Below are 13,126 nucleotides of genomic sequence, written 5' to 3' on the forward strand. Positions count from 1 at the left end.
AATGACCACCTCCGGGCTGTTGAGATTCACGGCCATCCTGCTGATCGGGTTGTTTTCCCATGCAGCGATGGCCCTGGATGAGCCGCACTCCCTACGGCTCCTCGGTCACGCCACCCTTGAGAACCCAGGCGTGGAGCTTGATGAAAGCGACTGGCGCTGGTTGCGCCAGCGACGCACGTTGGTGATGGGGGTATCGGCACCCGACTACGCGCCTTTCGACCTGAGCAACAACAATGATTTTGAAGGGATCACCGCTGACTACGCGTGGTTGATCAGCCTTATCTTGAGTATCCCTATCGAGGTTCGACGCTACGACACCCGCGATGAGGTGATCGAGGCGCTGAAGCTCGGTGAGGTGGACATGGTAGGGTCCGCCAATGGTTACGAAAAGGCCGACAAGAGCCTGCTACTGTCGCGTTCCTACGCCAATGATCAACCTGTGCTGGTAACCCGCACGGGGGATAGTCATTTACTGAGCGCCGACCTGGCCGGCAAACGCGTGGCGATGCTCTACCACTACATGCAGCCCGAAGCGGTACAAGCCTATTACCCCAAGGCGCAGTTGCTGTTGTATGGCTCTACCCCCCAAGCCATCGGCTCCGTGGCGTTCGGTCAGGCGGATGTGTACCTGGGGGACGTCATCAGTACCCGTTACCTGATCAACAAAAATCATCTCAATAATGTGCGCATGGCCGATTTTTCCGGGCTGGAGGTCAACCCGTTCGGGTTCGCGTTCACCGGGGATAACATCCGTCTGCTGAATATCATCAACGCAGCACTGGCCGTTATCCCGGCCAGTCAGCAAATGAGCATACTGCGCCGCTGGAGTGCCGGAGACAGCGGTTTTCTGGAGGCAGACCGACTGCGCTTGAGCGACAGTGAGCAGCGTTGGCTGGAGAAGCATCCACGGGTAACGGTCGCGGTGCTCGACAAGTTCATGCCGTTGTCATTTCTAGATGAGAAAGGGCAGTTCGTGGGGTTGAGCGATGAAGTGCTGTCGCGGATCAGCTTGCGCACAGGCTTGAAATTCGAGGCGGTGCATGGCAATTCGTTGCCTAGGCAAATTGATGAGGTTAGCAGCGGGCAAGTGGACATGCTTGCAGTTATCACGCCCAGCGTCGAGCGTGCCGAAAAGGTCCGCTTTACCCGGCCTTACCTGTCCAATCCTTATGTGCTGGTGACGCGGGCCAACGACGAGCGGTTGCTCACCCTGGAAGATATGCCCGGAAAGCGCCTGGCATTCATTGGCGGCAACAGCCTGGCCGCGCAAATTGCCCGAGACTACCCAGGTATCGAGTTCGTTGACGTCGAAAATCCTGAAGAGGCCATGGAGTTGGTTGCAAAGGGCAGTGTCGATGCGACGGTCATTTCATTGATCAGCGCACGCTACATGATTGCACGCAATTTCCGAGACCGCCTGCGTATTACCAGCACGATCGGTACGGAACCGGCGCGCATTGCCTTCGGTGTCAACCGCAGCCAACTGGAACTGTATTCGATCCTCGAGAAGGCATTGCTGAGTATCACCCCCGAAGAAATGGACGAACTCACCAACCGGTGGCGCAGTGAGATCGTCATCGAAGACAGTTACTGGAGCAGCCATCGCAATGTGATCATCCAGGGGTTTGGCCTGGCTGCGTTGCTGCTGCTGGTGACCCTGGGTTGGGGACTCTACCTGCGCAACCTGATACGCAAGCGCGCCCAGGCAGAACGCGCCTTGAGCGACCAGATGCGGTTCATGAGCGTGCTGATCGACGGCACACCCCATCCGATTTACGTGCGCGATCGCCAGGGCCGGTTAATGGCCTGCAACAACGCATACCTTAATGTATTTGGCTTCAGGTTGGAGGACGTAATCGGCAAGACGGTGGTGCAAACCGACACGGGCAACCCGCCGCAGGCCCAGTCGTTCCATGCCGATTACTTGGACCTGATGGAGCGGGGCGAGCCGCAGATCCAGGATCGCGTGCTCAAGGTGCCGGGAGGTGGCGTGCTGACCATTTACCAGTGGATGCTGCCATACCGTGACAGCAATGGTAGCGTCGTGGGCATGATTGCCGGCTGGGTGGATGTCAGCGAACGCCAGCGCCTGCTGGGCCAGTTGCAGGAGGCCAAGGAGGAAGCCGACGCCGCCAACCGGGCCAAAACCACGTTCCTGGCGACCATGAGCCATGAGATCCGCACACCCATGAATGCGGTGATCGGCATGATCGAGTTGGCCCAGAAAAACGCCGAGCAGGGCCGTGTCGATCAGGATGCGCTGGAGGTGGCGTCGATGGCATCCCGGAGCATGCTGGAGCTGATCGGCGATATCCTGGACATTGCACGGATTGAAACCGGTCACCTGTCCTTGAGCCTGGAGCAGGCCAACCTCCACGAGTTGTTGGCCTCCGTGGCACGCGTTTTCGAGGGGCTGGCGCGGGACAAGGGGTTGCAGCTGCTAGTCGAGTTTGATCCGCTGATCGACCGGATGGTGTTGATCGACCCGTTGCGTTTCAAGCAAGTGGTCTCCAATCTGCTGGGCAATGCCATCAAATTTACCACCACCGGGCAGGTACGTCTGGGCGCTCAGAGCGCACCGGCATTGGCCGGTGACCACTTGAACCTCCGGCTATTTGTGGAAGATACGGGGATTGGCATCAGCGCCGAAGATCAGCAGCGCTTGTTCAACCCGTTTATCCAGGGCAGCAACAACGACCAATCGGCGCGCAGTGGCTCCGGCCTTGGGTTGGTGATCAGCCGTAACTTGTGCGAGATGATGGGCGGTCAATTGCATTTGAGCAGTGTGCAGGGCAAGGGGACGCGAGTGGACGTGACGTTGGCGCTGGCGCTGACCACCGCAACGGCGGTGTCCTTACCTGTTCAACCTGCGCCTGCGACACCTGCATTGAACCTCTTGGTGGTCGATGATTACCCGGCCAATCGCTTGCTGTTGACGCGACAACTGAGCTTCCTGGGGCATCACATCGTCACGGCCGAGGACGGCGCTGAGGGCTTCGCACTGTGGCAGGCCGGGCAGTTTGATGGCGTCATCACCGACAGCAACATGCCCGTCATGGATGGCTACACATTGGCCCGTGATATCCGGGCCCACGAGCGTCAGCGTGGCCTGGTGCCGTGTCTGCTCCTGGGCTTTACCGCCAACGCGCAACCGGAGGAGGCCGAACGCTGCCGGCAGGCGGGCATGGACGGCTGTCTCTTCAAACCGACCGGCCTTGATGACCTGCGCACGGCGTTGGCATCGCGCACCGCGGCACCGGTGGCGGAGGAGGCCGTGCCGGTGTGTGACTTGAGTACGCTGGTCGCACTGACCGGCGATGATACTGCCGGGCTCAATGAGTTGCTGGCGCCATTGCTCGGTAGCCTCGCAGAGGACCGCTTGCTGCTATCGGCGCTGCAAGAACACGCGGATTTTGGCAAGTTGCATGACTTGGCCCATCGCGTCAAAGGTGGGGCGCGCATGGTCAAGGCGCCGGCGCTGATCGCGTGTTGTGAAACGTTGGAGGGTGTGTGTGAAAGCAGGGATCGTGATGCACTGGCGGCGTCGGTTGAAGCCATGGGCCGCGCCATTGATAGCTTGCATCACAGTCTGAGCGCCCGCATCAAGCAGGCGTGACTGAAGTGGATGGCCATTCGGTGGATTTGGGAGAGTTCCTACATGGAACAGGAACAAACCTGATTTTGTCTTCGGGATATGTCTGGAAAATGGGCCCCGCTCACCGACGAGCGCTGCCTGCCCAGGGGTTCACCATGCCAAACAAAGCACTGACCATCCTGATTGCCGATGAACAACACCTGCAACGCCTGTATATCGAGAAGATGCTCAACCGATTGGGATATTTCCGGATCGTACCAGTGGAAACCTTTGAAGAGGTCCAGTTGCTCACTGCCATCCCGGCCCGGCCCTTTGATGTGCTGATTATCAATGCGGGGCTGACGGCCCACGCTTACGGGCCTCAACCCCAGGCGCACCACGTGCTGGTCTACGATCACCTGGACCTGAGCACCCGCGCCGACGCAACGCCGGCAGTGCTGGTGCGGCTACCCGGCGTGCCTGACAACGTCAACCTCGAACACTTCATGGACATTATCGACCCACCCGCAGCCACTGCTGGCCTGCGGGTGTTGCCGTGGTTGCGGGAGTTATCCCAAGCGCCAGCAGCCGGGATTTAATCCCATTTTGGTGCGATACCCTTGGGGCTGGTCAGGCGATGGCCGCGTTCCAGTTTGGCAATCTGTGCCATGTCGGCGGCGCTCAAGGTCAGTTGCAGGGCCTGGAGGTTGCTTTCAAGGTTGGCGCGTTTGGTCGAGGACGGAATGACCGCGTAACCCGATTGCATGGCCCAGGCCAGTGTCACTTGCGCCGGGGTCGCCTGATGGCGTTCGGCGATTTGCTGGATCACCGGGTCCTTGAGCACTTCGCCGTAGGCCAGGGTCATGTAGGACGTGATCTGGATACCGTTGGCGGTGGCGAAGTCCACGACCTGGCGGTTTTGCAGGTAGGGGTGCAGTTCGACCTGGTTGGTGGCGATGTTTTCGGCCCCAACGGCGGCAATCGCCTGCTTCATCAGGTCGATGGTGAAGTTGGAAATGCCGATCTGGCGGGTCAGGCCCAGGCGCTTGGCTTCCAGCAACTGGCCCATGAATTCGGCGACAGGCACCTTGTCTTCCGGCGAGGGCCAGTGAATCAGGGTCAAGTCCAGGTAGTCGGTCTTCAGTTTGCGCAGGCTTTCTTTCAGGCTTGGAATCAGCTGGCCTTCGGCGAAGTTGGCGATCCAGATCTTGCTGGTGATGAACAACTCATCACGCGGGATGCCACTGTCGGCAATCGCCTGGCCAACATCGGCTTCGTTCTCGTAGATCTGCGCGGTGTCGATGACGCGGTAGCCGAGTTCCAGGCCGGTACTGACCGAATCGATCACCACCTGGCCTTGCAGGCGGAAGGTGCCAAGGCCGAAGGCCGGGACATTTTGTGTTGGGGTAGACATCAGTAACTCCTGAAGGGGGATGAACAATGGAGTCGAGTATCCGCCCGTCGTTCCTCTGGAAAAACCGCCGAATCCGAAAAGGACTCTTTACCGCAGGTCACGAATCGCCAGCGCCTTGAACCGCTGTGCCAATGACAGAACCACCTGGCCGCTGCCCATGTTGGGCACCACGTGGGTGAAGGGAATGTCGATCATGCGGTTCTCGCGCACGGCGCGCAGCTTGGAGAGTACCGGGTCGGTGGTCAGCAACTGCCGCTTGCGGCTGGCCGGTGACCACAGCGCATCGGCCAACAGGATCACGTCCGGGTCCTTGGCCAACAGGGTTTCATTGCTGACGGTCACCCGTGACAACGGGATATCGGCCAGTACATTGCGTGCACCGGAGGCCATCAGCAGGGTGGTGACAAAACCCCGTTGGCCTTCGCTATCGAGTCCACCCACTTCACTGTCCAGGTAAAACACCGACAGCGGACGGGCATCACCCATCAGCCCATGGGCGCGCGCCAGGTCAGCATCCAACGCATCGCTGAGCATTTGAGCGCGCTGGGTTTTGTGCAACAGGGCGCCGAGGGTAAACAAGTCCTGACGGATATGCCCAAAGTAATCCAGGGAGTGACCCGCACAGGCGGCTTCCAGCAGGTACGACGCCACCCCGTTGTTCGCTAGTCCCGTACGTGAGGTCACGCCATCGCCAAAGGCACTGGCGAAACCGCCGACTACCAGGTCTGGGCGCTGTGCATACAGCACTTCACTGGACGGGTATTTCGCCGCGATGACCGGCACGTCAAAGTACTCGCCGTGCCGGTGCGTAATGCCGTTGTCGTCCAGGTACGCGACACCTACCAGCGAAGGCCCGGCATCCAACGCCAGCAGCAAATCGGCGGCGTGCTGGTTGAGTGCCACGATGCGCGACGGTGGTGAAGGAGGCACGCTCCAGTCCTGGGCGCAGTTGCGATAACTGTCTGCCAGCGCCGGTGTGCAGCAGAGCAGGGCGCTCAACCATAGCCATGGCTGTTTCATAGGGCGTCCTTGATCAGCAGGTCTTGCACCACATCGCCGCCCACCAGGTGCACATCCACCAGACGCAGCACTTCGGCCTTGTTGTGCACGCCATACCAGCAACGCTCGGGATACACCGTGAGCACCGGTCCGAGATTGCACGGGAACTGGCAATGGGTGCGCGTCAGCAGCACGCCACCGGGCACTTCGATGTGCTCATGTTCCAGCAGTCGGCGGCGCAGGGTTTTCCACAGTTGCAAGGCGCCGCGCTGCGTACAGCGCGGGCCGGTGCACAGGAGTACATGGCGGGCGTGGTCCGGTATGCGGGACCAGTCGGGATGGAAGTCCACCCCGTCGATTTTGGTGATCTCAGTCATCAGAAGCGATACGTGTAACGCACCTCAGACGTGAATGGGCGGCCGAGGTTGTCGACGTTGCTGGCGCGACTGGTGACGTAGTCGCGGTCGAACAGGTTTTCCACCAGCAGGCTCAGGCGGTGCTGGTGGGCGGCGTCGAGGTAGCGATAGGCATCGGCGTCCACCACGGAGTAGTGGCCGTATTCGACTTTTTTTGAGCTGGTGATGTCGCGGATATAGCGGATCGCAGTACCTGCGCCCCATAAGCGGTTTTCCGATTCGAAACCGATCCGTGAACGGGCAAAGAAGCTCGGAATGTCGTTGAGGGTGACGCCGGTGCGGGACTCGGTGAGGTTGCGGGTCATGTCGGCTTGCAGGCTCCACTGGTCGTTGAGCGCAAGCTTGGCGTCGGCCTCGAAGCCACGCATCTGGAGCTGGCCCTGGCCGTTGACCCACTGCACATCGTCAAGCGTGATCAAGTCGGTGATCTTGCGTTTGAACAGCGTGACGCTGGCGCTGAAGTCGCGCTCGCCCAGCAGTCCCTTGTAGTCGATCCCCAGTTCGGCGTTGCGGCTCTTCTCCGGCTTGAGATTGCGGTTGCCGATCTCGTCGCCCGGCTCGTTGACGAATAACTGTTCGGCGTTGGGCAGTTTGTAGGCCGTACCGTATTGGCCACGCAGGGCCCAGTGGTCGTTGAGATCATAGAGCGAGGTGAGCATGCCGACGGTGGCACTGTCACCGCCGCTCATGGCTTCATGCCGCACGCCCACGCTGGGGTGCCAGTTGGGCAGCGCGTCGACCTGCGGTCGCAGTTGCGTATACAGCGCGTGGGCCTGGGCCTTGTTGTCGTCGATCACCAGTACATCGTCCTGGCCCTTGAACCACTGGTTGTCGCTGCCCACCACCAGCACATGGCCGCCTGGCAACTCGGCCTTGCCCTCGGCTTGTACACCCCAGTCAGTGAAGCCCCAGTAGTCGTTGTTGTTACGTACGTTACGACCACCGTCGGCGGTGTTATCGATCCGCGTGTAGCGTGTGTCCCAGTCGTTGATATGGCCCTTGATGAAATAACTCAGGCGCTCGTTGACCGCCTGTTCGAAAGTCGCCGTGGCGATCTGTTGCACACGGTCGTTGGTGGTCTTGTAGTTGTTCACCGGCCGTGCGAAATCAAGGTTGGCATCGGCATATTGGTAGAACAGTTCCAGGCGCGAGTCATCGCCAAACGACTGGATGGCCTTGGTGCCGAAGGTGGTCACTTCGTACGAGCGCTTTTTGTCGCTGACGCGGCCGCTGTAGTCGCTGTTGCGAAACGGCTGGTAGCCCTCGGAGGCGTTGCGGCTGACATACGCCAGCAGGCCGAGGTCGCCCCAGCCGTTGGTGAAGATCTTCTCCACCCGCGCATCGCCGGTGGTGCCGCCGAAGGTATCGACCCCCAGATTCACCTCACCGGACGCCTCGCGGGTCTGCGGGCTGCGCGTGACGATGTTGATGACCCCCGACACCGCCTGGGTGCCGAACAACAGGCTCTGGCCGCCCTTGAGCACTTCGATGCGCTCGATGGCGTTGGCTGGCAGCGTGTCGAGGTAGAGGCCGCCATACAGGCGGTTGTTCAGGCGCACGCCGTCGAGCAGGATCAATGTGTCATCGTTGCGCCCGCCCAGCAGGGAATAGGTGCCGTAGTCGAACGGGCCGTTTTTCGGCGCCACATACAGGCCGGGGATGAACATCTGCATCACCCGCGTCACGTCGGCGGCGGGGCCGGCGCGTTCGATCTGTTCGCGGGTGACGATCTCCACTTTGCTGCCGTACTGGGCCATGGCGGCGACAGTGGTGGATTCCACGGAAGGGGCGGAGACGATCTGCTGGTTGAGCACCAGGGTGTTGTCGTCGGCCAGCAACAGGGGGCTGAACAGCGAGCCGAACAAAGGGATCAGGGAACGTCGAATCATAGTCTTCTCGAAAGTATCTTCGCAGAAGCACGCAGGAGAAGGCATCGCGCACACGCCGATACCGGCCCATGCCCGCCCACCGCAGGAGTTTGCCTAACAGAAATTCCAGGCCGGTCTCCGGGCTCTCGCGTATGGAACCCTTCACCTTCCCATGGCACGCAGGCCACAGTGGTGTGTCGAAGGGATCACGCGAATACCGTTGCGGGGGCAGCACCGGACTGGCTCAAAAGAGCGTACCGGTTTCCCGTTTCACCCCAAGCACGGCGGCAGGGGGCACCTGAAACAGGCCGGCATCTGAACATTCGCATGACCGTTCGTCAACTCCGTCACTCAGGATTCACCGGCTTCACTTGCCAGCAATGGGGGCGGCGCGGTATTCCAGAACACTCGCCATCCGCCTTGGACATCCCATGACTCAACACCTCACCGAATACGCCAATGCCAGCCCCGAAGTGCGCGCGGTCTATGACGACATCATGCACACGCGCCAGGTCGATCAGGTCAACAACTTCTGGAAGTGCCTGGCCGCCCACCCGCCGACCCTGCGCCGGACCTGGGAAAGCCTCAAGGAAATCATGGCGCCGGGGGCATTGGATCCACTGACCAAGGAACTGCTCTATGTGGCTGTCAGCGTGACCAATAATTGCGCGTATTGCATCGCGTCCCACACGGCGGCAGCGCGCAAGGCGGGGATGACCGACGAGATGTTCGGCGAGTTGCAAGCGGTGGTCGGCATGGCCAACGAAACCAACCGCCTGGCCACCGGCTATCGCGTGCCGGTGGATGAGGCGTTCAAGTTGCCTTAAGGCGATTCAGCCGTCGAACCAGGCGAGCAGCACCGTCACATTGTCGCGCCCGGCGTATTCGCGGGTGAGGTGGATCAGCCGCTGGCAGGCAGTCTCCAGCGTGTCGCGGCTGGCAGCGGCGAGTACCTGAGCCATTTCCTGGTGTGGAACGCAACCGTGCAGGCCATCGCTGCAGAGCATCAGCAGGTCGTTGCGCTTCACGGGTTGCACGCGTACTTGCGGTTCTACCCGCGGCCCTGGACCGATGGCTTGCAACAGCAGGTTGCGTGCCGGTAAACGGTCGACTTTGCCGGCCTCAAGGGCTTGCTGATACCAGGTCTGGTCGCGGGTCAGCAGGCTCAGTTCGCCGTCGCGGTAGCGGTACAAACGACTGTCGCCTACGTGGAACAGCAACAGTGGCCCATCGGCATGCGGGCGCCATACCCCTGTAAGGGTCGTGCCCATGCCGCTGCCTTCGCTCATCTGCCGTGCCACGTTTTGCTGGTAGACGCACTGGTTCACTTGATCGAGTGCGTTGTGCAGGCGACTGGCGGCTTGCATGTCCGGGTCCGACCAGGTGGCGTCCGGGTCGCTGCCGTCGTTCAGTGGGTCGACACGGTGGGCATTGAGCGCCTGGCGCAAACTGATCAGGGCTTCGGCACTGGCCAGGGCGCCGGCTTCATGGCCGCCCATGCCGTCGGCTACGGCAAACAGCCCGAGGCTGGGCTCCACCAGAAAATTGTCTTCGTTGCTCTGGCGCACCGTACCGACATCGCTGGCCCCATAGGCGACCGCGCAGGCCAGGCGATGGGGCCCGCAGGCGCTGAGGGGGGAGTCGGTCATGGCAGGGGCTCAAAGCTGTTGAGGAACGCCAGGCGCTGGGCCTCGCTCTCGATAGACTCGGCCAACCGTTGCACAAAGGGTTGGCGCAGTGAGGTTGCACGCAAGGCGCGACTGACCACGATGCGGGCGATGGGACCAATCAGCACCGCCAGCCGGCGTTCGGCCATGTGTGCGAAGTCGGGGTCGACTGACGTATGGATCACCTCGGTGGTCGGAACAATCGCGGTGGGTTCAGCCACCACCTCGGGCGCGGCAGTCGGCGGGTTAAGGCGTTGGAACAGCGACTGGCTGGCGCTGGCGAACTGCTCACGGCCGCGCTCCGACGGGATATGCGGCAACAATGCGGCGCAGATACCCTCGAAGTCATCGGCGCCATTGAGGCTCTTGCGCACCAGGAAGCGTGCAAGCGGGCCGATCTGGTGGGACAGCAGCGACTCCAGCTCAGGCATCACGGCCAGCTTCCACGGCGTGAGGGTTTCCACGGCTTCGGTCGCTAACGGTGTCACGCCGCTGCTCAAGGGTTGGTTGGGGCGCATCAGCACGGTGCGATCATCGTCGATATCGGCGCTTGTCCAACTGCCGGTGGTAGTGCCGAGCAGCGCTTCAAGGTCATCCAGAAAGGCGTGCGCCGAGGGATAGCGGTCGGCCGGGCGCTTGGCCAGGGCGCGGACGATCACACTGTCCAACGCCGGGTCGAGGGCCAGGTTCAAGCTCGACGGTGCTACCGGCGTCTGGTTGAGAATCTGCTGCATGACCATGGTTGCCGAGCCGGAAAACGGTCGCTCGCCAGTGAGCAGTTGGTACAGCACGATCCCAGCGGAAAACACGTCGGAGCGACCGTCGATCAATTCGCCGCAAAACTGCTCCGGCGACATGTAGCTGGGGGTGCCGATCATCGAGCCGGTCTGGGTGAGCGTGGAGGAGTCCAGGCGCGCCACGCCGAAGTCGGTGACTTTGACGTGGTTGTCTGCGGTGATCAGCAGGTTGGCCGGCTTGATATCGCGGTGCACCACGCCCTTGGAGTGCGCGTACTCCAGGGCCAGCAACAACTGGCGCATCCAGCCGAGGCTGTGACTGAGGTCCCGGGGTGTCTGGGCGGCGAGCAGGGTGTTGAGCGGTGTGCCTTCGACGAACTCCATGGCGATGTACGCCGAGCCCTCGTCCTCGCCGTAGTCGTAGACCGCGACGATATTGGGATGCATCAGCCGGCCAGCGGCCTGGGCTTCATTCTTGAAGCGGCTGACCAGCTCGGCGTGCTGGCTGTCGCCGAACAGCTCCTTGCGGATGGTCTTGAGCGCCACGGTGCGGGCGATGTTCGGGTCGAACGCCTTGTACACCGTGCCCATGGCGCCTTTGCCGAGCACGCTGTCGATGCGGTATTTGCCGAGTTGTTCAAGCATGATCGCGGCCCTATTCCTCAAGCATCTTCATGGCACTGACCAGGCTGGTGCGCATGCGGCCGAAGGACTGACCCAGGCGTGCCAACTCGTCGCTGCCGCTGACGTCCATCGGCGGCACATCGGTTTCGCCCAGGCTGACGCGGTCAGCCAACGCCGACATTTGTCGCAGGCGCCGGGTGACAAACAGGTGCACCGCCACGTTCAAGGCCACGAACAATACAGCGAAGATCCCCAGCATCGACAGCATGTAGCTGTGCAGCAGGCTGGTGGCGCGTTGCATCGGCAAGTCCAGTGGCACTGAGACCAGTTGCGCGCCGATGGTGTCATTGAGTTTCCAGCCGAAGCCGTTTACCGCTCCGTAGATGTCGACCATGGTTTTTGGCGCCGCATCTGGCGTGCTGTGGCAGGCCAGGCAGGCGGCGTCCTTGATCTGGATCGGTCGCGCGATGTACAGCGATGTGCCTTTCTCATCGGCGCGCTCACCCACCATTTCGTCGGTCTGCGGCTGGCTGCGCAGGGTGCTGATCAGGGTTTTTTCCCAGTCGTTGGCCAGGTCGTGCGGGTTGGTGGGGTTGAGCGTGGCTTCTTTGTAGGCATAGTCCGGGTAAGACTTGAGCAGTTCCTGCAGGTGCGAAATGGCGGCGAAGTCCGGCACCGATTGCGGCAGGAACTGGAACTTCAGGCGGTTCTCCAGCAGCGGCACAATCTGCTCGGCCGTGTAGGTGCTGGCGGCAGAGGCCGAGCGCATCAGCATGCGTGCGGTTTCCAGGGTTTCCCGGCGCGCACTCTGTTGCAGCATGTAGTGGGTTGAGAGGCTGGTGGCGATAAAACCGACGATAAACACCGCCAGGAACACCACGTTGAATTTGACCGCAAGCGACAGTTTCATAAAGACCTTCGGGGACCGACGTGATGGGGATCAGTGCGCATTCTTGCGACGCTCCAGGCGCAACAGCTCCAGTTCCCACTCCAGCACCCCGCCACGGTTGACCTTCACCGCCTGGCGAAACGTCGGGTCGTTAAGGCGCGGCGCAAAGCGGCTGGCGAGCATCTGCTGGCTGAGGTTGAGCGGGCTGACAACCCAGGGGGCAATGTCGTCGTAGGTGATGTCACGTTCCTTTTTCGGCTCGGATGCGGCAGGGATTTTCTTGCCCAGGGGCACCAGCGGGTCGAGGAATTGGCGGGGCAGGGCGTCGATAAATGCCTGCTCGGGACGCGGCACGATCTTGAGAGCGCTGCCGGTGCTGCGCTGCGCAAAGTCTTCATGGCCCAGTGTGACGCTGTGCTCGCCTTTGCCGTGGGTGTCGAGTTCATTGACCACTTGGCTGCCGTCCTCGATGAATATCTCGGTCTGGCGTGGGCTCACGTGAATCACGCTCGAACTTTGGGTGGCGGTGAACGCCAGTGCGCCGGTGGTCACCGCCAGGTTGGCGTGGGTGTTGCCCGCCACTGGTTGCAGCTTCAGCCAGCCATTGAGCAGATTGATTTGGGCGGCGGTGCGGTTGGTCGCGATCAGGATGCGGGTATCGGGACCCAATGCCAGGGTCGTCGACGCAATGCCTTCGATCTGCACGCCTGCCGTACCGGTCTGCAGGATATCGCCCCCTTGCAGCCGGGTGCCGACGCCCACGGTGTAGAGGCTGGTGGCGCGTATCAGCTTCAGCGGTTTTTCCGCATAGGCGATCACGCCAATAGTGGCTGGCGCCGCCAGGGCATGCGGCAACTGGAGCAAGCCTGCGAGCAAGAGGACTATCGAAAGTTTTTTCACGTGGGCGCCATCTATCGAGCACTGGGGGTCAGGCACCG

11 protein-coding genes and 1 riboswitch are annotated in these 13,126 nt (G+C 61.4%); of the genes, 3 read left to right on the top strand and 8 right to left on the bottom strand.

Annotated features, from left to right (window positions below; translation table 11 throughout):
- The first annotated feature begins 1 nt into the window (after position 1).
- Positions 2 to 3,616, top strand: a complete 3,615-nt coding sequence (locus tag HX823_RS25370) for a transporter substrate-binding domain-containing protein (protein ID WP_177077209.1) — start codon at positions 2 to 4, stop codon at positions 3,614 to 3,616.
- Between the two features lie 134 nt (positions 3,617 to 3,750).
- Positions 3,751 to 4,173: a chemotaxis protein CheY gene (locus tag HX823_RS25375; RefSeq protein WP_038851332.1), complete on the top strand. Its 423-nt coding sequence runs from the start codon at positions 3,751 to 3,753 to the stop codon at positions 4,171 to 4,173.
- On the opposite strand, the gene dkgB is transcribed toward HX823_RS25375, so the two are convergent.
- The 4 genes from dkgB to HX823_RS25395 all read right to left on the bottom strand — a co-directional run bounded on the left by dkgB (position 4,170) and on the right by HX823_RS25395 (position 8,292).
- The gene (gene dkgB / locus HX823_RS25380; protein WP_177077211.1) at positions 4,170 to 4,988 is read right to left on the bottom strand and encodes a 2,5-didehydrogluconate reductase DkgB; all 819 of its coding nucleotides are present in this window, start codon (positions 4,986 to 4,988) and stop codon (positions 4,170 to 4,172) included. The two genes, HX823_RS25375 and dkgB, sit on opposite strands and share 4 nt — an antisense overlap.
- 87 nt (positions 4,989 to 5,075) lie before the next feature.
- Positions 5,076 to 6,008, bottom strand: a complete 933-nt coding sequence (locus HX823_RS25385) for an ABC transporter substrate-binding protein (protein ID WP_177077213.1) — start codon at positions 6,006 to 6,008, stop codon at positions 5,076 to 5,078.
- On the bottom strand, positions 6,005 to 6,364 hold the full coding sequence (locus HX823_RS25390) for a ferredoxin (RefSeq protein WP_177077215.1): 360 nt from the start codon (positions 6,362 to 6,364) through the stop codon (positions 6,005 to 6,007). The genes HX823_RS25385 and HX823_RS25390 overlap by 4 nt, the downstream gene beginning before the upstream one ends.
- On the bottom strand, positions 6,364 to 8,292 hold the full coding sequence (locus HX823_RS25395; RefSeq protein WP_177077217.1) for a TonB-dependent siderophore receptor: 1,929 nt from the start codon (positions 8,290 to 8,292) through the stop codon (positions 6,364 to 6,366). The genes HX823_RS25390 and HX823_RS25395 overlap by 1 nt, the downstream gene beginning before the upstream one ends.
- Before the next feature lie 90 nt (positions 8,293 to 8,382).
- A riboswitch (cobalamin riboswitch) is annotated at positions 8,383 to 8,588 on the bottom strand.
- A gap of 114 nt (positions 8,589 to 8,702) precedes the next feature.
- Here HX823_RS25395 and HX823_RS25400 point away from each other — a divergent pair.
- Positions 8,703 to 9,098 (top strand): carboxymuconolactone decarboxylase family protein, encoded by a 396-nt coding sequence (locus HX823_RS25400; RefSeq protein WP_177077219.1) that lies wholly within the window; start codon positions 8,703 to 8,705, stop codon positions 9,096 to 9,098.
- Positions 9,099 to 9,104: 6 nt separating this feature from the next.
- On the opposite strand, the gene HX823_RS25405 is transcribed toward HX823_RS25400, so the two are convergent.
- From HX823_RS25405 to HX823_RS25420, 4 genes are read right to left on the bottom strand one after another with little or no spacing between them, the layout of a single operon-like run.
- Positions 9,105 to 9,920, bottom strand: a complete 816-nt coding sequence (locus HX823_RS25405) for a PP2C family serine/threonine-protein phosphatase (RefSeq protein WP_177077221.1) — start codon at positions 9,918 to 9,920, stop codon at positions 9,105 to 9,107.
- On the bottom strand, positions 9,917 to 11,320 hold the full coding sequence (locus HX823_RS25410) for a serine/threonine-protein kinase (protein ID WP_177077223.1): 1,404 nt from the start codon (positions 11,318 to 11,320) through the stop codon (positions 9,917 to 9,919). Before HX823_RS25410 ends, HX823_RS25405 begins: the two co-directional genes overlap by 4 nt.
- A 10-nt stretch (positions 11,321 to 11,330) precedes the next feature.
- Complete coding sequence (locus HX823_RS25415; protein ID WP_177077225.1) at positions 11,331 to 12,209, bottom strand: DUF3365 domain-containing protein; 879 nt, start codon at positions 12,207 to 12,209, stop codon at positions 11,331 to 11,333.
- A gap of 30 nt (positions 12,210 to 12,239) precedes the next feature.
- Positions 12,240 to 13,088, bottom strand: a complete 849-nt coding sequence (locus tag HX823_RS25420; RefSeq protein ID WP_038851346.1) for a hypothetical protein — start codon at positions 13,086 to 13,088, stop codon at positions 12,240 to 12,242.
- Between the last annotated feature and the right edge of the window lie 38 nt (positions 13,089 to 13,126).

Source organism: Pseudomonas sp. P7759, assembly GCF_013386445.1.
Lineage (GTDB): Bacteria > Pseudomonadota > Gammaproteobacteria > Pseudomonadales > Pseudomonadaceae > Aquipseudomonas > Aquipseudomonas azotoformans_A.

What these genes read in the sequence shown, in the direction of transcription:
- HX823_RS25390 (WP_177077215.1), bottom strand. Translation starts at nt 6,364, where the DNA reads ATGACTGAGATCACCAAAATCGACGGGGTGGACTTCCATCCCGACTGG.
- HX823_RS25370 (WP_177077209.1), top strand. Translation starts at nt 2, where the DNA reads ATGACCACCTCCGGGCTGTTGAGATTCACGGCCATCCTGCTGATCGGG.
- HX823_RS25405 (WP_177077221.1), bottom strand. Translation starts at nt 9,920, where the DNA reads ATGACCGACTCCCCCCTCAGCGCCTGCGGGCCCCATCGCCTGGCCTGC.
- HX823_RS25410 (WP_177077223.1), bottom strand. Translation starts at nt 11,320, where the DNA reads ATGCTTGAACAACTCGGCAAATACCGCATCGACAGCGTGCTCGGCAAA.
- HX823_RS25375 (WP_038851332.1), top strand. Translation starts at nt 3,751, where the DNA reads ATGCCAAACAAAGCACTGACCATCCTGATTGCCGATGAACAACACCTG.
- dkgB (WP_177077211.1), bottom strand. Translation starts at nt 4,988, where the DNA reads ATGTCTACCCCAACACAAAATGTCCCGGCCTTCGGCCTTGGCACCTTC.
- HX823_RS25400 (WP_177077219.1), top strand. Translation starts at nt 8,703, where the DNA reads ATGACTCAACACCTCACCGAATACGCCAATGCCAGCCCCGAAGTGCGC.
- HX823_RS25385 (WP_177077213.1), bottom strand. Translation starts at nt 6,008, where the DNA reads ATGAAACAGCCATGGCTATGGTTGAGCGCCCTGCTCTGCTGCACACCG.
- HX823_RS25395 (WP_177077217.1), bottom strand. Translation starts at nt 8,292, where the DNA reads ATGATTCGACGTTCCCTGATCCCTTTGTTCGGCTCGCTGTTCAGCCCC.
- HX823_RS25415 (WP_177077225.1), bottom strand. Translation starts at nt 12,209, where the DNA reads ATGAAACTGTCGCTTGCGGTCAAATTCAACGTGGTGTTCCTGGCGGTG.